This is a genomic window from Treponema sp. Marseille-Q4130, assembly GCF_014334325.1.
In the GTDB taxonomy this organism is placed as follows: Bacteria; Spirochaetota; Spirochaetia; order Treponematales; family Treponemataceae; genus Treponema_D.
The window spans coordinates 1-25,915 of record NZ_JACSET010000011.1 but is presented as its reverse complement, the minus strand read 5'-3'; the positions used below and the strand labels follow the sequence as shown (position 1 = coordinate 25,915).

The following is a 25,915-nucleotide window of genomic DNA, read 5'->3' as shown; positions in this document are numbered from 1 at the left end:
TACCATCCGCCGCTTGAAAAAACTGCCGCACGGCAGCTTTTTGCGAAAGCGTTTTATCGCGTCGCAGCCACTTTATGTGAAAGCGCCGTGCCGAGCATTTGAATCAATTCGACCATCAGCAAAATCACGATGACGGCGATCGCCATGATTTCCGAACGGAAGCGCTGGTAGCCGTAACGGATCGCCAAATCTCCGAGTCCGCCGCCGCCGATAGCGCCCGCCATCGCCGAATAACCGATCACGTTGATGACCGTCAGCGTCACGCCGTCGATGAGAGAAGGCAGCGCTTCGGGGATGAGCACTTTAAAGATGATCTGCATCGTCGTCGAACCCATCGCACGGGCGGCCTGTACGACGCCCTTGTCCACTTCTTTGAGCGCCGACTCGATGATGCGCGCGACGAAGGGAGCGGCCGCGATCGACAGGGGAACGATCGTCGCCTTTGTTCCGATACTCGTCCCGACGATGACGCGCGAGAGCGGAAAGAGAACGATCATCAAAATGATAAACGGAAAGGATCGGAGCGCGTTGACGATCCTCGTTAAAATCTGATACAGCGCCGGACGCGGCCGGATTCCCGACTGCGGATCGCTCGTGCACAAAAGGATGCCGAGCGGAAGGCCGAGCAAAAGACTGAACAACGTCGAAAAGACGACCATGACCACGGTCTGCGCCGCAGCATCGCGCACAAGAATTATTATTTTATCGATATTCATCCGTCATTCTCCTTCGACCGAAACGCCTTCGCTTTTCAAATACGCGATCGCTTTTGCGACCTCATCGGCATCGCCTGCGATATCGGTTATCAAAGTCCCGACGCGGCTCTCCGAAAGTTTTTGTATGCCGCCCGCGCGTATATTGAATTCGACGTTGAATTTTTGCGCCATGCGGCTCAGCACCGGTTCATCGGTAAGCGTGTCGATAAAACGCAAAACGTATTTACCTCCGCATTCCGACCAGCGCACAATGCCGCCGTCGACACCCGCTTCTTTCGTCGGAGTCAAGTTCAGCAAAAAATCCTTCGTCACATCGCTCTTCGGATGCAAAAAAATATCGTTTACCCTGCCCTCTTCGACGACGCTTCCCTTATCGATGACCGCAACATAACTGCACGCGTCGCGCACGACTTCCATCTGATGCGTGATCATCACGACGGTGAGATTCATTTGATTTTGTATTTTTCTTATTAAATTTAAAATCGATTCGGTCGTCTGCGGATCGAGCGCGCTCGTCGCTTCATCGCAAAAGAGGATATCCGGTTTTGCCGCAAGCGCGCGTGCAATCGCAATGCGCTGCTTTTGTCCGCCGGAAAGCGTACTGATCGGAGCGTTTCGGCGGTCGGCCAAATCGACGATGGAAAGCATTTCCTCCACTCGGGAAGCGATTTCCGTTTTCGGCGTGCCGCATATTTCAAGCGGATAGGCGATATTCTGCCCCGCAGTGCGCGAGCTGAATAAATTGAAATTTTGAAATATCATGCCGATCCGCCGGCGCCGTGCAATGAGATCCGAAGTCGAAAGATCGTCCACACGATCCCCGTCGTAAAACACTTCGCCCGAGTCCGGCTTTTCGAGCAGGCTTATCAAGCGCACGAGAGTCGATTTTCCCGCACCGCTTTTTCCGATAATGCCGAAAATCGTATTCGACGGAATCGAAAGGCTTATGTCGCGCACCGCATTGATTTCGGATCCGTGCACACCGCCTTCATAAGTTTTAACAAGATTTTTTAAACGGATATCCATCAGCGCACCGCCTTTTGTTTTCGCGCGTCTCCGTCCGGGTACAAGCCATCGACCATGTATTTTTCGGGGATCTTCGCAGGCTTACCGTTTTTGACGCTCGCCCACGTGACATCGGCTTCAACGCAGACGGTCCCGTCTTTTTTGCGCACGATTTGATGAAAGGTTCCCTGAATGACGCCGAGCTTTACCGGCTCGACATCGACAAACAATTCATCGTCGAGAAAGGCCGACGCTTTATAATAGATGTCGATATGCGTAATGTACAGATAGTATCCGTCCGCAACGAGATTTTTATAATCGAAATCGATTTGATGCAGGTATTCCATTCTTCCGTATTCGAGAAAGTTCAAATAAACCGCATTGTTTACGTGACCGTACGCATCGCATTCATAGGTGCGCACGACAAGGGGTGCCGAATATTTCATGCCGACAGTATAAATAAAAACGACGCGCGCGACAACACATAGCAATACAATTGGTAATTGGTAATGTGTAATCGGTAATTAAGTCGGGCACAGGAGAATTACCCATTATCAATTAATAACGGAATCGACTAAGCGTTTGAACGATTCGTCTTGGGAAACGCCGTCAAGTGCGATATCGGGCGCGATCGAAAATACGCCGTCCTTTCCTTCGATGATGACGTCATCGGAAACGGGCGAGAGGTTTTGTATCTTCGCTTCGTTCGAAGCAAACGATGTAAACGAAAAGGGAACGGCGCTTTTTTCGTTTTCAAACGGCAGAATATCCACCGCATCGGCAGCAGCATCACTGTCGCCCGCCGCATCCGTACGATCTGCCGCGTTTTCCCCGTCGACGAACGACACCTCATGCGGGGTATCGGCTTTCGCCGCAGCGGAATTATATCCCTGCTTTTCTCCGCTTCGATTTTCATCGAGAAATAAAAAGTTCGGCGCGGAAACGACATCAAAATCGATCGGTTTGATTTCTTCATGAGCGACCGTATCGGTTTTCGGCTCGCCCAACTGCAGCGGTTCGGCAAAGATATCGGCATCCGGAGAAGGAACATCGCCCGCCGTTTCCATAAACGAATCGATATCGACCTCTTCCATCTCAAATGAGGGCTTCGCATCGGCTTTTGCAATCACGGCGGAATTTGTACTTTCTGCCGGAGTGTCGGTTTTCGTTTCTGCGCCGTCGCCCATAAAAAAGTCGACATCTTCCGTTTGGTCTTTTTTGTCCGCACCGATTTCGGCGCTTTCATCCCGATGTATATCACGCGCGTTTTCGACGGGAGCAGCCGAAGCTTCACTTTCCGCAGCGATCTCAGGCGCCGTATTTTCGGAAGCCGTATCTTTTTCCGCAGCGGACATATTTTCAAAAAAGACTTCTTCAGCTTCCGTCGCCGCGTTGACGATTTCTATATCCGCATCGGACAAACCGTTCGCGTTTTCTTTCGCCATGGGTATTTCACCGAAGAGATCGATCTTTTGCGCGGTATCGCTGTCGGCGTCTTCCGCAGCAGACATTTGTCCGCCTTCAAAGGGTTCTGCAGAATGACCGGACATATTTTCTGCAGGCGTATTTGCAGGCGATGCATGTACGGAAGACACATCCTTTTCGGCGGACTCGGTCGCGATCATATTATTAAAAAAGGATTCTTCGGCTTCGGTCGCCGCGTTGACCGCATCCGTGTTTGTTTCAAACGTTATGCCTTTTTCCGTGCTTTCCTGCGCAAGCGATATCTCTTTCGGCACCGCTTCCGTTGCAGGCGGTACGGCGCTTTGCACATGTATCGTACCGCTGCGCAAAATCTCTTCGAGCATTCTGCGGATCTCTTTTGAGTCCTGCAATGCGCTCGCAGCGTCCGCATTGGTTTTGACGTTCAGCGCGCCGATGATCTCGTTCCAGCTTTTATCGATGAGCGCATTGGTTTCTTTGCGATGCCGCCTTGCCCGCTTTCCGAGACTCTCTTTGATCGCTTCGGAAACTTCGGTTTTCCGCCCTGCGATTTTTTTGGAAACGTCCGCCCAATTTATATTTTCTTTATTTTCAAAATATTCGTTGATGAGGGCAAGCTGAAAGCGCTTCACTCTGTCACGTATGACGACCATATCGTCGCGGCGCAGATTGAAGAGCATAAAGATCGTGAGAAACAGCGTAATAAAAACGCACGCGAGCAAAAGAAACTGTACGGCTGGCGGCATGAGAAATATCGAATCTCGGTAAACGCCCGCAGCTTTCATAAAGCGGCTGCGGTTGCTTGAAATCAAAATCCAATACGATTCCTTTGCAGAGCCGCCGCTCGCGGGTATCGAAGCTATCTTATCGGGACCTGCGGAATTGTCGCGCCAGCGTGCAATCGTCTCCCGCTCGATATCGTCGTGTCCGACAGACGGCATACCGAACACGAATCCTCCGATCGCTCCGGTGGTATCGGAAATAAGATCGCTCGTATTCGCGACCGTCGTGAGATTCCGTTCGATAAGCGTACGGTTGAAATCCTGCGCGTTTACGTAAAAGATCATCGTACCGCGGTATACGTCGTAGGGATCGTAAAAGGGAAACGCAAGCAATATTCGATTGTCTTCCCCGTCGAATACGATGCGGTACCGCTCTCCTTCTTCGCTATCGGGTACCGACACTTTGAAAAACGCGAATTCGTCGTTGCCGAGCGGCGTGCGCAGTTCATCGTAATTTTTATATATGCGCATATTGTCGGTTTGTTTGAGTAAGTCCGACGAATAGGTACTGAAATGAACGCTGCGACCGTTTGCGTCGATGAAGCGAATGCCGTTCAGTCCGCTCGCTTCGGAAAAAAGAGCGGCTGTCCTGCGTGCGCGCTGCTGCACGTCGCTGTCCGACGGAGAAGTCAATGCATACGAAGAGACGGATCTGTCGGAGAGATATGCATTTTCTCCGCTATCGATTTGTTCGAGGAGCGTATTGATGTACGTATCGCCGTATTCCGCGACCGAATCGAGCTGCTTTCGAATATCGGCTATCTTAGCCGGTTCGTAAAACCGCGCTTCGATTTTGGAAAAAAGCCCCGCAAATGCCGCAACGACAAAGCAGGCAAATATGACGGCTGTCGTTAAAATACTTACGGCAATTTTCTGTCCTGAAGTCACTTCGTCCTGTCTCCTCTTACAGTATCGGCATAAAACGGATAAAAATACAGTGCCGTCCCCCCTCGCACGCAAAGTATCGCTTTTCGATTCGCTTTCAAAACCGACGATTCGATCGGAAGTCAAGGACGGCAACAAGCGATCGTGTTTTGAGACACCGCCCGTTTTCCTCAGATATATGCACGCTTTTAAAATACTTTCAAAACGGCGCGTTTATCCGTATAATGGCGCGATGGAAGAACTGCAAAAAGAAGCGGAGCGGAAAATCCGCTGCGTGCTCGTCGGAGAGCCGGGCAACGATCTTCGAGAACTCAAAAGCCTTATCGACACGCTCGGCATGGAAACCGTTTCGGCGATTACGCTTTCGCGGCTTGAAGTGCAGCCGGCATACGGCATGGGCAAAGGCAAAGCCGAAGAAATCGCAGCGGGTGCGAAAGAGTGCGAAGCGGACTGCATCGTCTTCGACTTTACGCTCGAACCGACGAAGCAGCGCAACTGGGAAAAGCTTTCGGGCTTGCCTTGTTTCGACAGGGAAGAAGTGATTTTGCGCATCTTCGCGTCGCGCGCGCAAACGCATGAAGCGGTTTTGCAAGTCGAACTCGCCCGCCTCGAATATTCGCTGCCGCGTCTCGCGCACATGTACGGCGATTTGGCAAGGCAGAGAGGCGGCAATTACGGTGCAAAGGGTTCGGGAGAAACGCAGCTCGAACTCGATCAGCGCCAAGTGCGCGAAAAAATTTTTCGCGTCAAACAGGAACTCAAAAGCGTCGCCGCAGGGCGCGTTACGCAGCGCAAGCGGAGGAACAAGGTTTCCGTTCCGTCGTGCGCGCTTGTCGGCTACACGAATGCCGGAAAATCAAGCCTCTTGAACGCGCTTACGGGAGCGGACGTATTCGTCGAAAACAAACTGTTTGCAACGCTCGACCCGACGACACGGCGCATGCGGATAAAAGACGGAAGCGCGGTTTTGCTTACCGACACCGTCGGCTTTATCTCAAACCTTCCGCACACGCTCGTCAATGCGTTCAAATCGACGCTCGAAGAAGCGGTGCGCGCCGATCTTTTGCTCATCGTCATAGACGCTTCGGATGCGAATGCGGAAAAGCAATACGAAACCGTATGCCGCGTACTCGGCGAAATAGGAGCGGTCGAAAATGAACGCCTCGTATTATTAAATAAAATCGACGCGCTCAAAAAAGACGGCGGAAGACTTGCCGAACTGCGCGCACAATTTCCCGACTCTCTGTCCGTAAGCGCAAAAGAAAAGACGGGCTTCGACGAACTCGGCGATAAAATTGCGGGCGCACTGTTCGGAAAACGCTGTAAATGCGTACTGCCTCCGGACAAAAGCCCGCTCCTCGCCGACATACGCAAAGGCGGCCGCATCCTAAGCGAACAATGGCTCGAAGACGGCGTACACGTAACGGTATACGCGCGAGGAAAATCACTTGCGCTCATCACGCCGTATCTGGTAGAGTAACGTATGCAATCGATTTTAAATCGCGTGCTCGTCCTCATCGCTTCCTTTTTGGCGGCGGCGATCGTCATCGGAACGCTCGTGTCGTTCGCGTTGAAAAAAGCGCAGCCCGGAAAAAATATCCGCACTCCCGATCCGTCCCCGCTTGCCGTTTCATCGATGAGCACACCCGACAACACAAAGCTCGACGCCTTTACGGGTCTCGGAAGACTGCGCGCGGCGACAAAGCCCGATCCGAAAAAAGCGGCCGGCGGAACTCCCGTCGTCATCACGCCGTGGTTTTCCTATCCCGCAGGCGACAGGGCTTTTTACGAAGAGCTTTCGCAAAAAAGCACGATCATGAGAGCCGTCATCACGGAATATTTTTCAAAGTACACGGAAGACGAACTGCTCTCACGGGGTGAAGAAAAAATCAAAGCCGACTTGCTTACGGCGCTCAACGAACGCCTTTCGCTCAACAAAATTCAAGCGATCTATTTTTCAGACTATCTTTTTATCGAATAGATAAAATAGATGAAACTTTTTTTGCACGACGCACACCTTGCCGACACGAACGAAACACGTAAATCGCGTATCCCGTTCGATGTGCAGTGCAGTGCGCCATGCGCGCGATTTTTCAATACTCCCAAGTATACACGGTACCGCCCGCGACCTCTTTCGGTAAATCGCTTGATGTGAGCGTAAGCGTGTCACCGTCTCTCACGTATGCAATCTTCCACACTTCGTTCATGCTTTCACGCGTTTCCTTTTTTTTGCCGTTCGTCCACGTTTCCGTTTCTTTGCTCTTCACGGTAAACGTGATTTCCGAATCGGTCGCAGTCCAATAGCCTTTCCATTCGACTTCCGATGCAAAACCCTGTTTCCACGTGATTTCCATCGTTCCGTCGCGATCGAATTCCACTTTGACGATTTTATCGGTATCACGGACGATCCAATCGCCCATGACGGAATTTTGCATAGGACCTGCCGCTCTGACGCGCTTCACGGGTTTTTCCCCGTGCATAGGAGAGCGGCCGTCCGCATTCATTTCGCGCTGCGCAAAGTCGCCTCCGTGCGGCGGTTTTTTCGAATTCGATTTGTGCAAATCGGCAAAAACCGAACCTGCCAAAAGCAACGCAGCGATACCCGCCGCAACCGTCTTTTTAATAATTTTTGTTTTCATATCATACTCCTATAAAAAGTTTTGTAGGAAGTTGCAACTTCCGAAAAATTTTTTAGCCGGGCGCGTATCTCGCAACAAGCGCGTCAGCGCGCAGTTTCGAGCGAAGCGCACACGTTTAATAATCGAGTTTGCAAAATACAGTGTATCATATTCATACGATTGTTATCGAAACAACACGCATACACGCCTTCTGCAAACATCCAAGCAAACTCGAGATAAGAACGGTGCGATTTCGAGCAATGTACAGAAATCGCGAGTGTCTCCGATAAAAGAAAAACGCTTCAGCGTTTTTCGGCTCTAGACTCCAGCGACGGCGATATTTCAGACGGCGCTTTTTATCGTACCTCCTAAAAAATGTAGTACGGTGATCGCACCGTCCGACGTAAAATATAGCGCTTTCCGCACCTTGTATCATGAACGGAGCATTGGAAAAAGATTAAAAAATTTTAATCTGAAACGGCGATACAAAACCACGAAAATACCGTATGATGAAACTATGGTCACGGGTAAAAAAATCGCCGGCACGGCGGTGATTATATTTTTTATATGCTGTACGATCGCACTTTCTCAAAATGCACGAGACCCCAAGGGTGCGCGCCCGTACCGCGGTATGCGCATGAGAGCCGTCATGCGCCGAAACGAAGCGCACGAAAGAAGCGGAGGAGGCGCGGGATTGGGACTCGCGATCGTCAAAAGCATTATGAGCGCGCTCGGCGGAACGGTGCGTACCGAAAGCGAAGCGGGAAAGGGATGCACGATCGTACTCGCCGTGCCGGAAGCGGCAAAAGAAACGTAAACGCGCGACAGAGTCCGCGAAAAAATCAAGCGCGTTTTTGGAGATTCTTTTACTTGATTTTAAAATAATTCGCTGTGCGTGCCGACCCGTAAAGCGGTCAAAACTAAAATATCTTCTTCTTTTTTATAAATTAAAACCACATCGGGACGAATATGACAGTCACGGCATCCCTTGTAATTACCAAGCAAGGGATGATCTTGATATTTTGCTTCGAGCGTTTCGCCGTTCAAAAGTTTATCGATAACGATATCGAGTTCGCGGATAATTTTTTGATCGGTAAGTTTACGATAATCTTTTTTAAATTTCGTCGTATACTCAAACCGATATTTCATTCCGCCAGACTTTTCTTTGCTTCCTGCCACGAAGCAAACGGAACCCTGTATCCGTTTTTTATTTCATCGTGTATGACGTCCGCTTCTTTTATCGCCTGCAATGTTTCGTCGTTGCAGGTATCCAAGCGCACGTCGAACGGAAATCCGCCCGCTTGTATGGACTTTCGGAGAAAAACATTGATCGCCGTCGTTAAATTGAGACCGAGAGCATTATACAGAGACTCGCTTTGTTTTTTTATATCGGAGTCCATTTTTATACTGAAAGTAGACGTCATCGACATAGGTTTTATATCTCCCGTACTCGTTTATATATTAACTATACGGCTATCGCCCAGCAATTGCAAGGGCTTTCGTGCAAGAGGCTTTCGAGAAACTAACCGACTTTTGAGACAGCCCCTATCGCAGCAGGCCGATCGGATTTACCGTCTTCCCGCCTTTAAAAACCGTAAAGTGCAAGTGCGGTCCCGTACTCAACCCCGTATTGCCGACACGACCGATACGCGTGTTCATGTCGACGTTTTGTCCGCGCACGACGGTTACCGCGCTCATGTGACCGTAAAGCGTCCGATACCCCGAATGATGAGAGATGATGACATAATTGCCGTAGGTTTCATTGTAGCCGACGGCTGCAACGCGGCCGGGGAGCGCCGCATACACCGATGTGCCGTGAGGAGCCGCCATATCTATGCCCGAATGAAACGAACGGGCACCGGTAAAAGGACTCTTCCGCCATCCGTAATACGACGAAAGCCAATAGCGTCCGTGCAGCGGCCGCCTGAACAAGTCACCGTTGATTTCCTGCTTTGTAACCCAATCGAGCTCCGCATCGGGAACGAAAATCGTAACGCCGGAATCCATCGCCGCAGTTTTGGAAAGTGAATTGACAAGCGCACACTTGTCCGCGCTCACTTCGAATTTCGCAGCGACCGTTTCAGGCGTTTCGCCGTTTTGCTTGACCGTATATAAAATGCCGGGCATCGACGGAATCTTCAAATATTGACCTACCTGCAAAAGGCGCGATTGGCGGATGGCGTTTACGCTGATGATCGTGTCCTGTGTTACGCCGAACGTATCGGCAATGACGCCGATCATATCGCCCGATTTGACGCGGTAAGTAAAATACGTAAGCTCCTTCGCCGCTCCTTCGCCGCCCGGAAGCAGCGCGGCAGCGGAAGCGATATCTTCATCCGAAGCAGAGGAATCGGTAATCGAAAGGACATCTTCTGAAAATTTCGGAACGCCCGGCGTTTCAAGCCCGCCGACGCCGTTTTCGGTACGTATGCCGCCCGCAAGAGCTGCAAGTCCGGCGCACACGGCGGCTCCGAAACAAAATGCCGCAATGCTGCGGAACACGAGCCTGCCGCCCTGCGACGGGATGAGCCTATACAATACATCGCGCAACTTTTTTATCATACTGTCCGCCGCTTTCAAACCGTGTATGAACATACTGTACCTCAAATCGCCGCAAATATCAATCGAGCGTCCGACTCTCCGCCGCATTTCCGGCAGCAAGCCTGCCCCTTGTGCGAAAAACTTCGCGCTCGTTGCAAGTGCCGCGGCAATTCGTCACTTTTTTCCGATACCGACAAGGTAGGTTTCAAACGATTCGGAACGGCACGCGGAGGGCTTAAACCCTTTCGCCGATTCGAACATGGCGCGCATCTTTTGCAGCAGCGCCTGTTGACTGCCGTTTTGAAAAATCTTTACCGCCATATTGCCGCCGGTTTTCAGCATCGACTCGGCATACCATAACGCCATATCGACCAGCTGCTCCGAACGTGCCGTATCGACGATGCGGTTACCCGTCGTAAGCGGGGCGGCATCGCTCACGACGATATCATAAGGCCCGAGCGCACCTATCTTTTCTCTGACCGCCGCATCATTCAAATCGCCCTGAATAAAGGTCAAATTATCGCCCTTGACGTTTTTTGCAAGCTCGTTCAAATCGCACGAAACGATATGCCCTTCCCCGTTAAACTTCCGCAGTAAAAACATCGTCCAGCTGCCCGGAGCCGCACCCAAATCGAGAGCGGTACAATTTTTCGGATTCGGAATAAAATCGAATTTTTCGTCGATCTCCCGCAGCTTGTACACCGACCGCGCGGGGTAGCCCTCGGAAAACGCTTTTTTCGACCAAAAATCCGGCTCCGCATAAGCCTTCGATTGTTTTGCAGACATATCACATTAATTTCGGCAAAAAAAGGATATTTCATGAGAGAGGGGACGGCACGTATCGGAAGATCCCGCCCTCCGTACTTCGGTAACCCTCATCCGCGCTTACGCGCGGACGCTGCGCGGTACTCCGGTCGGGCGTAGGCGTACTGTGAATACATCGCTTATTCGCAAAAAAACGATTTCGCATCGCTCCGCACAGACAGACGGCACAAGCCTTTATCCGCGCCGCAAAAAAATTATATCGCTTCGAGCATTTAATCAACAACCCCGACGCGAGCGTCGGGGTATGTTGTTCTTATAAGGTGGTTGCAGTCGGCTTTAATACCCTTTGTTACGACGCAAGCGTCGGGGTATTAAACCCTCCGCACGAATAATTGTGAAATTTTTAAAAATGTGATATAATACCAATAAGATGCAGAAAACATTCGGTAACAGAGCCGTGCTTCCTGCAAAAGTTTTCAGAGGCGGTTTATGATGAACAAAGTAAAAATACATCCCTTACGTATGTATAGGGGGGGGGCATTCGGCAAAACCCTTTTTAAAAAACTATCCATTGCGGCGGCCTGCGCATTGCTTTTTGCCGCAGCGCCGGTTTTTATGAGCTGTACCAACAGCAGCGATTCCGGCGGCGGTAACTCCGGAGGAGAGACGGGAGGCGGCACAAACACAGCCGAGACATTCACGGTAAGCTTCAGCGTAGAAGGCGAGAACGGCACGCTAAAAGCGCAGTCGGACGGCATAGAGGAAACAGAGCCGAGTTCCATAAACGTCGAAAAAGGTAAAACCGTAACCTTTACCGCAGTACCTGATAAAGACTACCGGGTAAAAGAGTGGAAATTAAACGGGGAAACGGTAGTTGACAATACAACAAACACGTTCAAGCACCCCGTTACCGAAGCGGTAACCGTGCAGGTGAGTTTTGAAAGCACCGCCACTCCGCCTGAGTACACCCCTGTAACCTATGCAAATCTTGCCACCTACCTGCAAGGTCTGCCAAGAGGTTCGACAGTCCATAAAATCGAAATACCCGATCTTAATGCAGCGGACTTAAAAGGAAGCCCCCCTCCCTCTTCTGGTTCTGAAGCGAGCTCGAGCCCGCTCGGAGAAGTGCTGAAAGCCAATTCAGATAAAAAAGTTGCGCTTAAATTACCGGAAACAATAGCAGGTCTTACTGATATGAGCTACTGCTTTTATAAGTGCGAAAACCTCGTAAGCGTGGTTAAAATACCGAACGGCGTTACGAATATGAAGCAGTGCTTTAAAAACTGTACTAAACTTGAGCAAGCTCCGTCGATACCGAACAACGTTACGAATATGGAAGAGTGCTTTTACGGCTGCACAAGCTTACAGACAGCTCCGAACATACCGAACGACGTTAAGAATATGAGCGGCTGTTTTTCCGGCTGCACGAACTTAACCACAGCTCCGGAGATACCGAAGGGCGTTACGGATATAAAGTACTGTTTTTCTGGCTGCACAAACTTAACCACAGTTCCGAACATACCGGACGGCGTTACGGATATGAGGTACTGCTTTAACGCCTGCAAAAACTTAACCACAGCCCCGACGATACCGGGCAGCGTTACGAATATGATGAACTGTTTTTACGGCTGCAAAAACTTACAGACAGTTCCGAACATACCGGACAAAGTTACGAATATGGAGCAGTGCTTTTACGACTGCCAAAACTTACAGACAGTTCCGAACATACCGGACGGCGTTAAGAATATGGATCAGTGCTTTTATAACTGCAAAGAATTAACTACAGCCCCGACGATACCGAACCGTGTTGTGTATATGAGATACTGCTTTAAAAAGTGTACAAATATAACATCTGTTACGCTTAAGTGTAATTATCTTCCCGATAGGTTTAATGAGGCTTTCTCCGGTTGCACCGGACTCGATGCCAACAGCATAAAGGTGCCGGAGCGTTTTTATGACGCCTACACTGCAGATGAAGCGCTTACTGCTATGGCTGTTCCCGGTGCCGATACTACCGAACAAAAAGCAAAGTTTGAAAGTGTGGCGCCACCTAACCCGTAATCCAATCAATAATCGATAATTCGGCTGAATGGAGCATCGATACTGTGTAATCGGTAATGGCTAATCGGTAATCGAATTACAAATTACATATTACCAATTAAAATAAGTGACCGCTCCCAAGTCGGAGAAAGTTCCGGCTTCGGGGCGGTTTTTTATTCGGAACCTCTAAAAACGGCAGTTTTTAGAAGTAACTTTGAAAATGCCCTCGGCCGCTGTCTTGCCGAATTGCGGAAAGACAGCGGGCAAACAGTTTTCACGACTCGATGAGCCTACAAAGCCGAATTAAAAATCAACAACCCCGACGCAAGTGTCGAGGTATTAAACCCTCCGCACAAATAAAAGGTTCAATTTCAAGGTTTCTAAAAACCGAATTTTTTCAATAGCTTCACGCACCGACTGAACGGCTAGTTTCGACCTTTTAGATACATAAGGGCAAAAACTGCGCTCGCTGCAAGTTGCGCGGGGAACTTCGCGCTAACGCGTTCATTGCAAATCACGCAGCCGACCCTAATCGAATCAGACTTGAACATCCGGTACAGTTGCCCTGTCACACGTTCCCTTTTGCCGCATTCCGCTTGGCTGAAAATCTTTTCTAAAAAACTCCGGAATCGCACTATTTCCGCGATTTATATAGTGAATATTTTGCGGAGGTTTTATTATGGCAAAGCATAATCGGCGGTATAAAGATTCGGTATTCGTTGATCTCTTCAGTGAAGACAAAAACGCAAAAGCGAACTTCCTTTTGCTCTACAACGCTTTGCACGGGACAAAGCTCGATGCATCGACCGAGCTTGAACCGCTCCGTCTCGAACAGGTGATGTACATGGCCTTTCGTAACGACGTGGCCTGCCTCGTCGACGGAAAGATCATCGTATTGATCGAACATCAGTCTACGGTAAACGAAAACATGCCGATGCGCTTTTTGCAGTACGCCTCGCGTCTCTACGAGCGCATCCAAAACCCTCGCGACCGCTATCTTCGCAGACTGAAAAAGATACCCTCACCGGAATTTTATGTGTTCTACAACAGCGAAGAAGATTATCCTAAAAGCGCAACGCTCCGTCTTTCCGACGCCTTTATGACGACACCTGAAAAGCCTTGCCTCGAACTTGTTGTCAGCGTGATGAATATCAATTATACTAAGGGAAGTAAAATCTTGCATACGTGTAAACCGTTAAAAGAGTACACTCTGTTCATAGACGCCGTACGGAGACATACGAAACTTGACAGCGAAAACGGCTTCCAGAATGCGATCAAAGAGTGTATACAAAACGACGTCTTACGGGAATACTTACAGCGGAAAAGTCGGGAGGTGATGAATATGCTGATTGCCGAATACGATTACGATGTCGACATCGCCGTGCAGCGAGAAGAAGAAAGAGAAATCGCATTGCAGGAAGGTATTGTGCAGGGTGAAGCGAAAGGTTTTTCAGCGGGCATTTCCGAAGGCTCATACAAAGCAAAGCTCAAAACGGCGAAGATATTAAAACAATTCGGCGATTCCGTACAAAAGATAGTGCAAGCTACCGGCCTCACCGAAGCGAAAGTCGAACGGTCATAGCATCCCCCGCCGAAACGGTTTCAGCTTCTGCCTTTCTTTTTCATCACCGAATCTTTGTCCTTTTCGCGGATTTCGACGCGGCGGATTTTACCGCTGATCGTCTTCGGCAATTCTTTAACAAATTCGATGATGCGCGGGTGCTTGTAGCTCGCCGTCTGATGCTTTACATAATCCTGCAGTTCAAGTTCAAGCGCTTTGCACGGCTCGAAGCCGGCATTGAGTACGATAGTCGCTTTGACGATCTGGCCCCGCCGCTTGTCTTCAACGCCCGTCACCGCGCATTCGAGCACGGACGGGTGCTTCATCAATACGCTTTCGACTTCGAACGGACTGATGCGGTAGCCCGAACTTTTAATAATATCGTCGTTGCGTCCGATAAACCACAGATAGCCGTCGCTGTCATAATAAGCGGTATCACCGGTATGATAGAGTCCGCTGTCGAAGGCCGCCGCCGTCAGAGAAAAATCGCGGTAATAGCCGGAAAACAAACCGAAGGGGCGCTCTTTGTCGACGTGAATGACGATTTCTCCCGCTTCTCCCGCTTCGCACTTCGTACCGTTCGGCGCGATGATATCGACATCGTAGCCCGGCGCAGGCTTTCCCATAGAACCGGGCTTCGGCTCCATGCCGGGAAAATTGCCGATGATGACGGTCGCTTCCGTCTGCCCGTACGCTTCGAACATTTTAATGCCCGTCTGCTCGTAGAATTTATTGTACACTTCCGCGTTGAGCGCTTCACCCGCGGTCACGCAATAGCGCAGATTCGACAGATCGTATTTTTTCAAATCCTGCCGGATAAGATAGCGATACACGGTCGGCGGCGCACAAAAGGTCGTCACTTTATAGTGTGAAATCTTTTGCAGCATCCTGTCCGGTTTAAAGCTTGTCATATCGTACGAAAAGACCGCCGAGCCTGCAAGCCACTGACCGTAGAGTTTTCCCCACACCGCTTTTGCCCAGCCCGTTTCGGCTATCGTCAAATGCAAACCGTTGTCGACGACATTTTGCCAATACTTCGCCGTCACGATATGGCCGAGGGGATATACGAAATTGTGCTGCACCATTTTCGGATAGCCGGACGTACCCGACGTAAAATACAGCAGCATGATATCTTCGTTGCACGTCGCTTTGTCGCCCGTCGGCCGATCAAAATGCGCATCGTATTTTTCGATCTCTTTGTGAAAGTTCACCCAGACGCCGCGCTCCTTTCCGACCGTCACGAGCGTCTTTACCGACGGAGAAGCGGCGAGCGATTTTTCGATCTCTTCCTGCACTTTCGGCTCGTCGAATGAAATGATCATCTTCACTTCGGCGGCTTTGTTGCGGTATTCGATATCTTTTTCGAGCAGCTGATCCGTCGCCGGGATGCCGATCGCACCGATCCGGTGCAGCGCGATGATAAACCACCAAAACTCATACCGGCGGCGCAAAATGAGCATGACGGAATCGCCCTTTCCGATTCCGTGCGCCGTGAGAAAATTTGCCGTGCGTTTCGACATCTCCGAAATATCGGCAAACGTAAATATATGCTCTTCGTCGCAATCGTCGCACCATACAAGCGCCCGCTTTTCGGGATCGTCCGCCGCATAGCGGTCTACGACGTCGTATGCAAAATTAAAATTGTCGGGAATTTTAATTTTAAAATTCTTTTTCAAATCTTCATAGGACAGATAGTCCCTGTCGTTTTCAACAAATTCTTTATACAACACCATGTAACAATCCCTCTTCAACTCAACCCGCACAGTATAATCGATACCCGTAAATAATACTAGGTTTAATTTCGAGTTTTCTAAAACTCGAAATTTTCCAACTGTTTCGTTCACCAACTGAACGGCGAGTTTCGAAAGTGAATAAAATGATGCGGAGGCGAGGTTCCGGCTGCGTGCCGTTTCGAGCGTTAGGCTTGCGGAAGCCTACCCTAAAAGCTCGACCGCGGCATACACGGCGAGTTTGCAGAGCAAACTCGGTAGTGAGCGCAGCGAACGAAGTTCTCGCCGAAAGCATAGCTTTATTTAGAAATACTTTCGAAACTCGACTTTCGACCTACTAGTCGATATATTGTCCGATATTCGACGCTGCAAGAATTTTTCCGGCGTTCTTTTGCAAAATCGATTCCGCCTCCGCATCTTCGATCCCCTTTACTTTCGCGATATCTTGTACGACGCGCTTTATCAAAAGCGGCGACGAATCCTCGCCTCCGAGCCACACTTCTCCCGTCGGATTATCCGTTTCGGAAAGCAAAAACTCAAGAGGCGTCCGATCGAGCAGCGCTTTGATACGATCGGAATAGCGCACTTCGCAGCCGAATGTCTGCATATACCCGCGCGATAAAAAAACATCGTACGCCGAATCCGGTCCGTCATACCAGTGGATGACGGGCTTTGCGTGCGGAAAGTCCGCGAGAATGTCTGCAATGCGCGATTCGGCGCCCTTCGTATGCACGACGCAATATTTTTCCGTACGTTCGCAATGATCGAGTATGCAGCGGAACACGCGCTCCTGCGTTTCGTGAGGTATCTTTTTTTCCCAATAAAAATCGAGCCCGATTTCTCCGACGACCGGCGATGCACACAGGTACGGTTCAAGCAGTGCGGCAAGTTCGCCCTCGTTTTCCGGCAAACCCGCGCAATACGACGGATGAATGCCGAAGGTAGGAATTATTAATTTTCTTTCGGAGTGAAAAACAAGAGATGCAAGCGAAAGCGTTTCATTCCACGTTGCCGTATCGACGGAGGATGCGACCGTGAGGATTGCATTTTGCCGGATGCACTCGAGAGCCGCATCGCGCTCATCTCCGCGCCGGTACGCATGCAAGTGCGTGTGAAAATCGACAAGCATAGACCCTGCTTACACACCGCCGCGTTCGAGTAAATGCTGAACGCATATCTTTATCCCGATTCCGATCAGTATGCAGCCGCCGGCAAGCCGAGCTTTATCGTTGAGCGCATCTCCCGTTTTTTTGCCTATGTATACCGCAGGAAAACAGATGAGCGCCGTCGTTATGCCGATCGTCACCGCAGAGAGCGTGATGTTCGCATTCACGGCGGCAAGACTTATACCGACGGCAAGCGCGTCGATGCTTGTCGCGATCCCCTGCACCAAAAGCAGGGACGGCGATAAACGCCGGCGGCACGAAGCGTTCCGTCGAATATCTTTTTTGTCCGCCGTTTCCGTAAAATTATTAATTTTTTGTACGGCTTTCTGCAGCACCGTATCGCCTTGTTCGGCTGCCTCAGGCGCAGCGGCGAAAGCCGTTTCGCAGTCCGTGTTTTTACGTTCTGCTGCACGCAGTTCCCGCACCGCCTCGAAAATCATTTTGCCGCCGAGAGCGCAAAGCAGTACAAGTACGACCCAGTGATCGATCGCTTCGATGTATGTGTAAAAAAAACTGCCGCCGAAAAATCCTATCAGCGGCATAAGCGCTTGAAATGTACCGAAAGTCAGCGATACGGCGAGCGCATAGCGCAGGGGCACGCTTCCGAGCGTCATGCCGTTTGTCACGCTTACGGTAAACGCGTCCATCGAAAGCGCGACGCCGAGCAGCAGCAATTCGGCAAAACTCATGCGACGGAAAAAAATAACGACGCGTACAAGTTCAGCGTTCCCAAGAGCATAAGGACGTTGCCGGCGGCATGCATGTATTTGATCTTGCGTAAGAGAAAAAAGGCGCAGCCCGAACTGTACAAAAGCCCCGAAACGACAAGATATGCGAAACTTCGCAGCGCATGTTCGAGGTAGAAGCGCCGCATGAGAAAAAGCCCCGCCCAGCCGATGACAAAATAGAATACGGTGTTGACGATTTTCAATTCGCTGCCCCACACCGCATAGAGCACGATGCCGACGACTGCGGTTGTCCACACGAGGCCGAAGAGCACCCAGCCTCCGACACCGCGAGCGAAAATCAGTATGAACGACGTATATGCGCTTCCGAGTACGAGAAAGACGAAACAATGGGCGAGCCGATCGAATACTTCTTTTGCGCTTTCCGGCATGAGTGCGTGATGCAGCGTCGACATGATATACATGACGATCATCAGCCCCGTACTGCATACGAATGTGGAAACATACAACACACGGAGCGCGTCGTTCGCATGGGTTATCGCGCGGTCGGCAAGGACGGCGGTCGCCGCGACCGACACGAGAACACCGAGTCCTTGTACGATCGCGCTGAAGATCTCTTCACCGAGCGAAAGCTGCCGTTCCTTTCCGCGAAGTTCGATACGGCGCTCTTCCTTCGCTATCCTGCGTTCGGCTCGACGCTTCGCGCGTTCGCTTTTCGCGTAATCGTCGGCAGCGTATTTTGCACGCAAGCGTTCGGGATCCTTTGCGTATTTGATATTTATTTCGCGGATATCCGAATCGTAATTCGCTTTTATCTGTCTGATACGCTCTTTCTTTTTTGCGTTGATCGATTTTAGCGTCGAACGGCGTACGGCGCGCAACGCAGCATTGTCTTCCCGTGTCATGGCGTCATTATAGCAGAGGACGCAGCGGTACGCAATGACGATGAACCGACGGTCACGCCGAAACGAAAGCGTACCCGATCCCTGCGTCAGCGGCCGGAAGGACGCCGAAGGCGTTTGGCGGCGGGCAAAGCCCGCCGTCAAATGAAGCGAAAGCGGAATCCTGGAGGACGCGACCTGCCGGACGGCAGGGGACGCCCAAATTAATAATTATTAAAACAAGTCACGCCCGTTACGGCAATATACGACGGTGATATATCGGCGAACGCGCGGTTCAGTTTCGTTTGTATTTGTTTTCATTTGCGTTGCGCGATTGACCTTTTCGGTATATAATACTCTGTTACTCATTGTATGTTTTATTCTTTTATAATACAATAAATTGCAAACAAGAGTAGCCAGAATGAAGCCAAAACAAGGGGTATTTTATGGGTCGTTATAAAAAAGCGTTTTCGCTTTATAAGCGCGGAGACTATTGGTATTATCGCACGTACGATTTCAACGGGATTCGGACTTCGGCAAAAACAACAGGCTGCACCTCTAAGGGTGCGGCGCAAATCTATTGTGAGCGACTATTTAAAGAGGGCTTATTGTGGACAGGTACATCAAAATTATTATCCGAATATGCAAAAAACTTTTTCAACGATGATTCAGATTTTGTAAAAGATAAACAAGCGCAAGGCCAATATTCGATAAACACGATCAAAGCGTATCGTATGGCATTAAATACATATATCATACCTTTAGCAGGCAGAGTAAGAATTGCGGACGTGAATTATTCGTTTTTAATATCTATGCGTCAAAAACTTATTGCACAAGGGCTTGCAAATCGTACCATCAATTTAATTATGGCGACACTGAAAATCATAACCGTAAATGCACAACGAGACGGTTTACTCGCAAAAAATCCATTTGAGAATTTCGCGCCTCTGCCGTCAGGTACAAGCCGCGATTCATTTTCTTTTGATGAGATATGTTTGCTAGTGCGATCAATTTCAGACATTTACGAACGTGAACTTATTATTTTACTTGCGCTTACAGGTATGCGCATTAAAGAATGTGCGGGCATAGTATCATCTGATATTATTAAACAAAATGAATTTTATTTTATTAATTTGACTAAACAATTAATAGGCAAAAAATACCTACCACTTAAAACTAAAACATCACGGCACATTCCGATTATATCGGAACTTATATCGTTAATACACGAAACGCCGCACTCCATAAAATACATTTATCAAAATATAAACCCTATTATTAAACAAATCGAAAATGCCGAAGCTCGAAAATTAACAATTCATTCGTTGCGTCATTTCTTTATAACTGACGCGAAATCTTCTGGCGTTAATCCACTAAAAGTGGAAAGCATTGCGGGGCATTCGCTTCGCGGTATTGCAGACGTATATACCTCATTTAAGCCGGAAGATTTAACGGAAATACTTGAATGGCAACGCGAGCGATTTTTACTCTTAAATAAATAACTAATTTAGTCAAATAGTTTTAAGCTGGTCGCGCGGAGATGATGCCCGAAGTATATACGGCGCAGGAGAAATTATTAAAGGGAATTATAACATAAAGATAATTATTGATTTCACTTTTTAGGAGGCTTTTTTAATTTATCTTTTTTATTAAACGCCTTATTCGTCTTTTTTAAGTCGCTTTTTATTTGTTTTATATCCTGACTAGGGGGCAACTGTTCGGGCAGTGTCGATCCGTTTTCTTTTAATACATTCCGCACCATACGACCGACGTTATATGCTGCGTCCTCTAATCCTTTTTGTCCCGTAATATTTTCACGCTTGATTTTTGCTTCGGTCTGTGTTATTCGAAAAATATTGGCGCCCAATTCCTCGCGTCCCATAAAATCAAATGGTGTACGATTTTCGGGAATACCTTTTATTTGTTTAATCTTCCACAAGGGCATATTGTAGAGCCCCATATATCCTTGATTTTGGAAAAAGCCATACTTTTGAACACCGGATTTTTTAGCCGTCGATGCAAGTGCTTTTTCGTGTTCCGATATTTGTCCTCGCAAATCGATACGCTCTATATCCGCCTGCTCGATAAAATATTCCTGTACGGCATTCGTTAAAGCCGCAAAATACACCTGTGCTTTTGCGACATTCGGTTTCTTTATATCGGCATTCATTACAACAAGGTAACAGGCAAAACGGGTAAGCTTCATATCACGAATATGCTTTCCGTCTTTTTCGTTGTCGCATGGTATGAAGTGATCCATGTAATTTATACCCGCATTCGTACAGACTTGCGATGCTTTTAAAATCGGCTGCGCATTTATTTTAAACTCATCATATCCCAATGCTTGCATAAGCGTAGAGGCATACCAATAGAGATTACCGTTTTGATGAGATAATTTTTCAAAATCGGGATCGTTACCCTCAAAGAGTGTTAATTCATTAGCCATTTTCGCACCTCTTTTTTTATATTATACGGTATTTTTTTATTAGACGCAAATGTTTTAGCCCCATAAAACGATTATATGACTATATAGGTATGGGCGATTTACTCAAAAAACTTATTATATGTTTTATAGCCGTAATTATGATTATCGTGCATATCGCAATAAGCATAGGAATTATTGTAATCGCGCTGTATTTTGTACTGAAGCTGTTTTGCGGATAAATATATTCTTGTTTTTTGAAAAATTACTGCGCCCCCCTTTCATAAACAAAAAGGTAATTATTTATATTATTTTTCCATAAATATTCTATTTTTATTTTCATAATTAACTGTTGATATTCAGATGAATGATATAATTTTTCATCAAAAACAGTTACATAAAATTTATTTTCGTCTTTATTATAAAAAATAAATATTTTCAATAACGGAAATTGTTTATTTATTATTTTCTTTAAGTTATTCGTTATCAATAGATCTGTATTTAGGCTATTCATACCCAGTGTTGCTCCTCTATTTCCTTATCTAAATATACGTCAAAAATAGCGGGTTGCATAGCCTTACGTTTATAATTATTTTTTGCCTCTCTACCAATTTACCAAAATGACTATATACGTAGAGGTAAAATATGGCAACGACAACGATACAAGAGATATACAATAAAGCTCCTGCGGCTTCGGCGAGCGACGATGACATTTTATTAGTTGCACAAAACGAAGCAACAAAAGGCGTAAAACTAAAAGATGTAACGGCGGGGAAATCTGTAAACGCGGAATACGCGGCACATCTCGGAACAAAAGCCGCTCCGCTGAAAGTAGGAACGCGAGGGGTCCCGATATACATCGATAAAAACGGAGTGCCGCAACCATGCGATAACATACAAGCAACGGTCGCAAAAGACACAATCGCACAATCAAGTGATATAGGTGCTATTGAATTTGACAGAGTTGTTATTATCTCCGCAACAAACGAAATCGTATTAACACTCGGCGATGGATCGTATGCAGGTATCGAAGTAAAAATTATTAATACGACAGATAAAACACATATCATACGCGGCACTACAGCACGCGACGGCGATTCGACGTTGCAAGTAAAACAAATACAAACGATTATCTGGAACGGTAGCAAATGGGAAGGGTTATCATGTCCACGCATCGGAGAGATATACGTGCAATACCCGCAGCAGGAAGCGCCGGAAGATTTGTTTATTTGTACAAAGTGGGCGCTGCAAGAGCAGTATGCAGGAGCGTTCTTCCGCGCGACAGGCGGTAATGCGGCGGCGTTTATAAATAAATCGGACGAATTAATTAAACAGAAAGACGCAACTGCTAAGAACGGTTTGTGGCTGAATAGTAGGTCTGATGGTACAGGTATGGCAAACACCACTGCTGGACATAATCATAAAGTGGATTTAGCCCATTCAAGTTGGGGTGGTTCTTCGAAGGACACAAATCGTCTTGATGCTTCTCAAGAAAACAAAGTGTCTTACGGCGATCGAATACCATTAAAGACCGCTCAAGACAACATTTATTTGGGAAGCAATGATAATGAAACCCGACCTACTAACTTTACACATCAACTATGGTTGCGTATTGCTTAGGCGGTACGAAGCCAGAGATTGACAGTATAGTTAGTGGGTCTTGTTTCAGTATCTCCGGACAATGAATGATAATGATTTCCTGCATATCCTGATAAAACAGAATGTTGTGTGGAATAATAGCCTCTTGGAAATGCCCCAGAGCCATTCTCACTAGATCCTATATTATGAGCATGTTCTCCAGCTACAAGAACCTTTAATCCATTTACTGCCGTCGCTTGACCTTGTTTAATTAAATTGTCCGTTTTTTCTATAAAGGCAGCAGCATTCGAAAACCCTTGCATTTTTGCGCAATCGCTGTATACTAAACGTATGCGAAAACTCATGTTATTTTTCATACCCGTTTTTATTTTCACTTCGTGCGATTCGGTTATCTCTACGGTACGAGAGAGAGATATTATCAACAATTCCTCGCATACGGCGCAATTTACGCTTACGTCGTACGGCGATAAAGTTTTCACCCTTGCGGCGGCGGAGCGGATGACACTGAAACTGCCGAGTTTTCCGGCGGGAAAAATTATCTCCGACGTACCGGTTGTTTTTAAAACTCATGCGGAAAACGCAACGATTGAAGATATGCCGACCTATGAATTAAATATCAACAATACATTTACACATCAAATAACGGTAAAAATAAAAAACGATAGATTTGCTGTACCGCAGTCGATAACAATTACCCCGTCGGCATCGCACATTATTCACACTCGAATTACGCCTACCGATGTACAATTTGATTTTACTTGCGATGTCGGCGGTTATCGCTATGAAAATTATTTTAATGAAAGCGATAAAAAATATTATTTGAAGATTTATTAAAGCTATTCAATAATAATAACCTTACCATATCTCTTTATTACGAAAGGAACATCCGTCGGTGTTACAACTGATAAAAGGGGTTGTTCAGTATAAATATTGACATTCTGTTCCTCTGCATGAGCCGTTAACGTAAGTGTTCCGCCGTATGTGTCGGTTAATAAATTATTCGCTTCTTTCAGTGTTATATTGGAATTTGAATTATTTTTTATCTTAAACTTATATACGGGCATATCGACAAAATCTATTTTTAATTTATCGCCGTTTGCATAATCATAATATTTATTAGCCAGCGCTCTCGGATTGTTTAATAATTCGACAACGTCTGTCCATCTCGTTTGTATCGTAATACTGTTACTGACGCCACTAGGTACACTATAAGTAATTCCGTCCGTTTTAAAATCAATCGGTGTTATCGAAGATTTGTTCGTTACTGTTGCATTTTCTATCCTATTCGGTTCGGTAATATTGCAAGCACTTAAAGAAATCAATATAAAAACGGAAGTAATAAATATAATTTTTCTCATAACTATTAATACCTCTATTACATAATATACCCTATTTTAATATAAATCAAGTTACGATTTTTAGCGTACCGTTATCATTCCAAATAGCATTTCGAGTAGTTGGTTTTAGTGTTGGAAGATTTCGCAAAAGGAAAGTATATGAATTATAGTCTTCTTGTGTTAAATAAAAATTATTTTTTAAGTAATATTTATCTGGTTGATCGGTATATCTTGTGACAACAGCCACATCTTTTTCTTTCAAACCATAAGCATCTGCAACCCAGATTCTTAAAAAATCCCCATCATAATCCATCCACCGAAAGTAACCAATATGGATATTGTCATAATTGCTTAATATTTTATTTAAAGCATATCCATTATTAAATGCAAAACCCGCCGCAATAAAAGCAGCTCTTACCTGATAATAAGTCATACCTTTTGTTAATCGTACAGTTAAAGCATTTGTATGTTCTTTCGACAAATAAAGCGGACCCGAATTTATTGCACCTTCAAATATAGAATTTCCGCTTATCTGTACATCTTTAAGTAATGTATTTCCGTCTATTATGGTATTGCCGCCTATATGTGTATTGCCTCTGAAATCTGCGTCGCCCGCCTGCGCGTCTATCAAAAACCCGCTGCCTGTCGGGTTCCCTTGTTTGTCGTAATAATTACTCGACGCGATTTTATTTTGTGCGATGATATTTTTCGCAAACAATTCGTTTATAAGCGCCGTACCCGCGACGAGGTTTTTTACCCATGCGTTTACGACGGCGAGAAACTGTATATTCGGCGCGTGTTCGGCAACGGAGAGCATATCGTTCATCGCCTGCTTGTATCGGAAATCGCTGTAATCGGTGATTTTTATCCACGCATTATACGTCGCGCTGTACTCGTAAATATAGCCGTCGTTTACGTCGAGGTAATAATCGCCGTATACCGCTTCGTCCGGTTTTTTCGTACCCCAATAAGATGAGCCGCGTTGCCCTTTATCGCCTTTCGCACCGTCGTACAGCACCGGTACAGTTTCACTTTGAATAAGTACATTTTCGGGTGTACGGTAGCGGAAAATCAACTGCTTCGCGCCGTATGGGATTTTTACGCCGTTTGCCGCATAGTCGGCATCGTCAAACAATATAAATCTTCCCGCGTCATCTCCGAGCAATCCATTGTCCGTTTCGATATACACAAACACATCGCCCGTTTTTACCGGCTGGTCTTTTCCACCGTCGATCGACACGGTTATATTGCCGTAGTCAGTATCGATATAATCCGCGCCCGATTTTATTAATTTTTGCGCGGCGATTTTTGCGGGGATAATTTCTTTATCTTCGCTTACCCGTACCGCGTTTTCACTCAAACGCATAATGTATACAAACGGCGTATCGCCTGCGTACAATTTATTTACCGTAGCGATCGCCGTCCGTGTCCTATTCTCACTGTCGCTTACGGTAATAAAAACGCGGAGCGTATTTGACGTAAGCAATGATACGGGAAGCGTCAAAATGTTGTCGTCCCATGTTCCGACGATCATTCCGTCCTCAAGCGCCGCCGAACGGTTTACGCCTTTGTCCGTATCGTCTATGCCGAAATACAGCTTTGCGACGATTTCAACCGTCGCCGTGTTGTCAAACAATGTTCCGTCGGCTTTGCACGGCACGCTTTGTATTTCGGGCGATACGTCGAGTACATAAAACGACGGGCTTATGATGGTGCGCTGTACGCGCGCCAAATCTTC

The 25,915-nt window shown here is 47.4% G+C and carries 26 protein-coding genes; 8 read left to right on the top strand and 18 right to left on the bottom strand.

Features of this window, described 5'->3' with window-relative positions; translation table 11 throughout:
• Positions 1-53 precede the first annotated feature (53 nt).
• From H9I36_RS10900 to H9I36_RS10885, 4 genes are all read right to left on the bottom strand, one after another.
• Positions 54-716, bottom strand: coding sequence for a methionine ABC transporter permease (locus H9I36_RS10900; protein ID WP_187385386.1), 663 nt, complete (start codon positions 714-716; stop codon positions 54-56).
• 3 nt (positions 717-719) lie between these two features.
• On the bottom strand, positions 720-1,742 hold the full coding sequence (locus tag H9I36_RS10895; RefSeq protein WP_187385385.1) for a methionine ABC transporter ATP-binding protein: 1,023 nt from the start codon (positions 1,740-1,742) through the stop codon (positions 720-722).
• Positions 1,742-2,167 (bottom strand): acyl-CoA thioesterase, encoded by a 426-nt coding sequence (locus H9I36_RS10890; protein ID WP_187385384.1) that lies wholly within the window; start codon positions 2,165-2,167, stop codon positions 1,742-1,744. The genes H9I36_RS10895 and H9I36_RS10890 overlap by 1 nt, the downstream gene beginning before the upstream one ends.
• Before the next feature lie 108 nt (positions 2,168-2,275).
• Positions 2,276-4,834: a cache domain-containing protein gene (locus H9I36_RS10885; RefSeq protein ID WP_187385383.1), complete on the bottom strand. Its 2,559-nt coding sequence runs from the start codon at positions 4,832-4,834 to the stop codon at positions 2,276-2,278.
• Between the two features lie 229 nt (positions 4,835-5,063).
• Here H9I36_RS10885 and hflX point away from each other — a divergent pair, with 229 nt between their 5' ends.
• Both hflX and H9I36_RS10875 read left to right on the top strand, forming a co-directional pair.
• Complete coding sequence (gene hflX, locus H9I36_RS10880; protein WP_187385382.1) at positions 5,064-6,311, top strand: GTPase HflX; 1,248 nt, start codon at positions 5,064-5,066, stop codon at positions 6,309-6,311.
• 3 nt (positions 6,312-6,314) lie between these two features.
• Positions 6,315-6,812: a flagellar basal body-associated FliL family protein gene (locus H9I36_RS10875; protein WP_187385381.1), complete on the top strand. Its 498-nt coding sequence runs from the start codon at positions 6,315-6,317 to the stop codon at positions 6,810-6,812.
• A 112-nt stretch (positions 6,813-6,924) separates the two neighbouring features.
• Here the strand turns inward: H9I36_RS10875 and H9I36_RS10870 are convergent, their stop codons facing one another.
• A complete protein-coding gene (locus H9I36_RS10870) occupies positions 6,925-7,470 on the bottom strand; it encodes a hypothetical protein (protein ID WP_187385380.1) in 546 nt (181 codons plus the stop codon).
• A 496-nt stretch (positions 7,471-7,966) separates the two neighbouring features.
• Here H9I36_RS10870 and H9I36_RS12960 point away from each other — a divergent pair, with 496 nt between their 5' ends.
• Positions 7,967-8,266, top strand: a complete 300-nt coding sequence (locus H9I36_RS12960; protein WP_255422737.1) for an ATP-binding protein — start codon at positions 7,967-7,969, stop codon at positions 8,264-8,266.
• Positions 8,267-8,325: 59 nt separating this feature from the next.
• Here the strand turns inward: H9I36_RS12960 and H9I36_RS10860 are convergent, their stop codons facing one another.
• From H9I36_RS10860 to H9I36_RS10845, 4 genes are all read right to left on the bottom strand, one after another.
• Complete coding sequence (locus H9I36_RS10860; protein ID WP_370586970.1) at positions 8,326-8,628, bottom strand: type II toxin-antitoxin system YafQ family toxin; 303 nt, start codon at positions 8,626-8,628, stop codon at positions 8,326-8,328.
• A complete protein-coding gene (locus H9I36_RS10855; RefSeq protein ID WP_255422740.1) occupies positions 8,595-8,873 on the bottom strand; it encodes a type II toxin-antitoxin system RelB/DinJ family antitoxin in 279 nt (92 codons plus the stop codon). The genes H9I36_RS10860 and H9I36_RS10855 overlap by 34 nt, the downstream gene beginning before the upstream one ends.
• A gap of 121 nt (positions 8,874-8,994) precedes the next feature.
• The gene (locus tag H9I36_RS10850; RefSeq protein ID WP_255422736.1) at positions 8,995-10,011 is read right to left on the bottom strand and encodes a peptidoglycan DD-metalloendopeptidase family protein; all 1,017 of its coding nucleotides are present in this window, start codon (positions 10,009-10,011) and stop codon (positions 8,995-8,997) included.
• Positions 10,012-10,164: 153 nt separating this feature from the next.
• Positions 10,165-10,776: an SAM-dependent methyltransferase gene (locus H9I36_RS10845; protein ID WP_187385377.1), complete on the bottom strand. Its 612-nt coding sequence runs from the start codon at positions 10,774-10,776 to the stop codon at positions 10,165-10,167.
• A gap of 594 nt (positions 10,777-11,370) precedes the next feature.
• Here H9I36_RS10845 and H9I36_RS10840 point away from each other — a divergent pair.
• Together H9I36_RS10840 and H9I36_RS10835 are read left to right on the top strand one after the other, a co-directional pair.
• Positions 11,371-12,816, top strand: a complete 1,446-nt coding sequence (locus H9I36_RS10840; protein ID WP_187385376.1) for a leucine-rich repeat protein — start codon at positions 11,371-11,373, stop codon at positions 12,814-12,816.
• Positions 12,817-13,474: 658 nt separating this feature from the next.
• Entirely contained in the window at positions 13,475-14,377 is a 903-nt protein-coding gene (locus H9I36_RS10835) for an Rpn family recombination-promoting nuclease/putative transposase (protein WP_187385375.1), read from the top strand.
• 20 nt (positions 14,378-14,397) lie between these two features.
• Here H9I36_RS10835 and H9I36_RS10830 read toward each other — a convergent pair whose 3' ends face one another.
• The 4 genes from H9I36_RS10830 to trhA form a co-directional block, all read right to left on the bottom strand.
• On the bottom strand, positions 14,398-16,089 hold the full coding sequence (locus H9I36_RS10830) for an AMP-binding protein (RefSeq protein ID WP_187385374.1): 1,692 nt from the start codon (positions 16,087-16,089) through the stop codon (positions 14,398-14,400).
• Between the two features lie 334 nt (positions 16,090-16,423).
• Complete coding sequence (locus H9I36_RS10825; protein ID WP_187385373.1) at positions 16,424-17,215, bottom strand: TatD family hydrolase; 792 nt, start codon at positions 17,213-17,215, stop codon at positions 16,424-16,426.
• 9 nt (positions 17,216-17,224) lie between these two features.
• Positions 17,225-17,941: a manganese efflux pump MntP gene (locus H9I36_RS10820; protein WP_187385372.1), complete on the bottom strand. Its 717-nt coding sequence runs from the start codon at positions 17,939-17,941 to the stop codon at positions 17,225-17,227.
• Entirely contained in the window at positions 17,938-18,843 is a 906-nt protein-coding gene (gene trhA, locus H9I36_RS10815) for a PAQR family membrane homeostasis protein TrhA (RefSeq protein ID WP_187385371.1), read from the bottom strand. The genes H9I36_RS10820 and trhA overlap by 4 nt, the downstream gene beginning before the upstream one ends.
• A gap of 422 nt (positions 18,844-19,265) precedes the next feature.
• Between trhA and H9I36_RS10810 the strand changes: the two genes are divergently transcribed.
• Positions 19,266-20,321 carry a tyrosine-type recombinase/integrase gene (locus tag H9I36_RS10810; protein WP_187385370.1) on the top strand — a complete coding sequence of 352 codons (1,056 nt, stop codon included), beginning with the start codon at positions 19,266-19,268 and terminating at the stop codon, positions 20,319-20,321.
• A gap of 110 nt (positions 20,322-20,431) precedes the next feature.
• On the opposite strand, the gene H9I36_RS10805 is transcribed toward H9I36_RS10810, so the two are convergent.
• Both H9I36_RS10805 and H9I36_RS10800 read right to left on the bottom strand, forming a co-directional pair.
• Positions 20,432-21,265 (bottom strand): BRO family protein, encoded by an 834-nt coding sequence (locus H9I36_RS10805; protein ID WP_187385369.1) that lies wholly within the window; start codon positions 21,263-21,265, stop codon positions 20,432-20,434.
• 241 nt (positions 21,266-21,506) lie between these two features.
• Positions 21,507-21,755, bottom strand: coding sequence for a hypothetical protein (locus H9I36_RS10800; RefSeq protein ID WP_187385368.1), 249 nt, complete (start codon positions 21,753-21,755; stop codon positions 21,507-21,509).
• Between the two features lie 131 nt (positions 21,756-21,886).
• On the opposite strand from H9I36_RS10800, the gene H9I36_RS10795 reads away from it, so the two are divergent.
• Positions 21,887-22,861 carry a hypothetical protein gene (locus H9I36_RS10795; RefSeq protein WP_187385367.1) on the top strand — a complete coding sequence of 325 codons (975 nt, stop codon included), beginning with the start codon at positions 21,887-21,889 and terminating at the stop codon, positions 22,859-22,861.
• Here the strand turns inward: H9I36_RS10795 and H9I36_RS10790 are convergent.
• Positions 22,858-23,196 (bottom strand): hypothetical protein, encoded by a 339-nt coding sequence (locus H9I36_RS10790; protein ID WP_187385366.1) that lies wholly within the window; start codon positions 23,194-23,196, stop codon positions 22,858-22,860. The genes H9I36_RS10795 and H9I36_RS10790 overlap by 4 nt on opposite strands.
• Between H9I36_RS10790 and H9I36_RS10785 the strand changes: the two genes are divergently transcribed.
• Complete coding sequence (locus H9I36_RS10785) at positions 23,171-23,674, top strand: hypothetical protein (RefSeq protein ID WP_187385365.1); 504 nt, start codon at positions 23,171-23,173, stop codon at positions 23,672-23,674. The two genes, H9I36_RS10790 and H9I36_RS10785, sit on opposite strands and share 26 nt — an antisense overlap.
• Positions 23,675-23,676: 2 nt before the next feature.
• On the opposite strand, the gene H9I36_RS10780 is transcribed toward H9I36_RS10785, so the two are convergent.
• Positions 23,677-24,198: a hypothetical protein gene (locus H9I36_RS10780; RefSeq protein WP_187385364.1), complete on the bottom strand. Its 522-nt coding sequence runs from the start codon at positions 24,196-24,198 to the stop codon at positions 23,677-23,679.
• Between the two features lie 46 nt (positions 24,199-24,244).
• Positions 24,245-25,915 (bottom strand): RNA-binding protein (locus H9I36_RS10775; RefSeq protein WP_222864695.1); only part of this gene is annotated, 1,671 nt, incomplete at its 5' end.

Excerpts from the sequence above, each read along its gene's own strand:
- trhA (WP_187385371.1), bottom strand. The coding sequence starts at position 18,843 with ATGACACGGGAAGACAATGCTGCGTTGCGCGCCGTACGCCGTTCGACG.
- H9I36_RS10795 (WP_187385367.1), top strand. The coding sequence starts at position 21,887 with ATGGCAACGACAACGATACAAGAGATATACAATAAAGCTCCTGCGGCT.
- H9I36_RS10810 (WP_187385370.1), top strand. The coding sequence starts at position 19,266 with ATGGGTCGTTATAAAAAAGCGTTTTCGCTTTATAAGCGCGGAGACTAT.
- H9I36_RS10780 (WP_187385364.1), bottom strand. The coding sequence starts at position 24,198 with ATGAGAAAAATTATATTTATTACTTCCGTTTTTATATTGATTTCTTTA.
- H9I36_RS12960 (WP_255422737.1), top strand. The coding sequence starts at position 7,967 with ATGGTCACGGGTAAAAAAATCGCCGGCACGGCGGTGATTATATTTTTT.
- H9I36_RS10805 (WP_187385369.1), bottom strand. The coding sequence starts at position 21,265 with ATGGCTAATGAATTAACACTCTTTGAGGGTAACGATCCCGATTTTGAA.
- H9I36_RS10835 (WP_187385375.1), top strand. The coding sequence starts at position 13,475 with ATGGCAAAGCATAATCGGCGGTATAAAGATTCGGTATTCGTTGATCTC.
- H9I36_RS10790 (WP_187385366.1), bottom strand. The coding sequence starts at position 23,196 with ATGAAAAATAACATGAGTTTTCGCATACGTTTAGTATACAGCGATTGC.
- H9I36_RS10900 (WP_187385386.1), bottom strand. The coding sequence starts at position 716 with ATGAATATCGATAAAATAATAATTCTTGTGCGCGATGCTGCGGCGCAG.
- H9I36_RS10870 (WP_187385380.1), bottom strand. The coding sequence starts at position 7,470 with ATGAAAACAAAAATTATTAAAAAGACGGTTGCGGCGGGTATCGCTGCG.
- H9I36_RS10890 (WP_187385384.1), bottom strand. The coding sequence starts at position 2,167 with ATGAAATATTCGGCACCCCTTGTCGTGCGCACCTATGAATGCGATGCG.
- H9I36_RS10875 (WP_187385381.1), top strand. The coding sequence starts at position 6,315 with ATGCAATCGATTTTAAATCGCGTGCTCGTCCTCATCGCTTCCTTTTTG.
- H9I36_RS10830 (WP_187385374.1), bottom strand. The coding sequence starts at position 16,089 with ATGGTGTTGTATAAAGAATTTGTTGAAAACGACAGGGACTATCTGTCC.
- H9I36_RS10825 (WP_187385373.1), bottom strand. The coding sequence starts at position 17,215 with ATGCTTGTCGATTTTCACACGCACTTGCATGCGTACCGGCGCGGAGAT.
- H9I36_RS10840 (WP_187385376.1), top strand. The coding sequence starts at position 11,371 with ATGAGCTGTACCAACAGCAGCGATTCCGGCGGCGGTAACTCCGGAGGA.
- H9I36_RS10855 (WP_255422740.1), bottom strand. The coding sequence starts at position 8,873 with ATGACGTCTACTTTCAGTATAAAAATGGACTCCGATATAAAAAAACAA.
- H9I36_RS10845 (WP_187385377.1), bottom strand. The coding sequence starts at position 10,776 with ATGTCTGCAAAACAATCGAAGGCTTATGCGGAGCCGGATTTTTGGTCG.
- H9I36_RS10895 (WP_187385385.1), bottom strand. The coding sequence starts at position 1,742 with ATGGATATCCGTTTAAAAAATCTTGTTAAAACTTATGAAGGCGGTGTG.
- H9I36_RS10800 (WP_187385368.1), bottom strand. The coding sequence starts at position 21,755 with ATGAATAGCCTAAATACAGATCTATTGATAACGAATAACTTAAAGAAA.
- H9I36_RS10850 (WP_255422736.1), bottom strand. The coding sequence starts at position 10,011 with ATGATAAAAAAGTTGCGCGATGTATTGTATAGGCTCATCCCGTCGCAG.
- H9I36_RS10820 (WP_187385372.1), bottom strand. The coding sequence starts at position 17,941 with ATGAGTTTTGCCGAATTGCTGCTGCTCGGCGTCGCGCTTTCGATGGAC.
- hflX (WP_187385382.1), top strand. The coding sequence starts at position 5,064 with ATGGAAGAACTGCAAAAAGAAGCGGAGCGGAAAATCCGCTGCGTGCTC.
- H9I36_RS10785 (WP_187385365.1), top strand. The coding sequence starts at position 23,171 with ATGCGAAAACTCATGTTATTTTTCATACCCGTTTTTATTTTCACTTCG.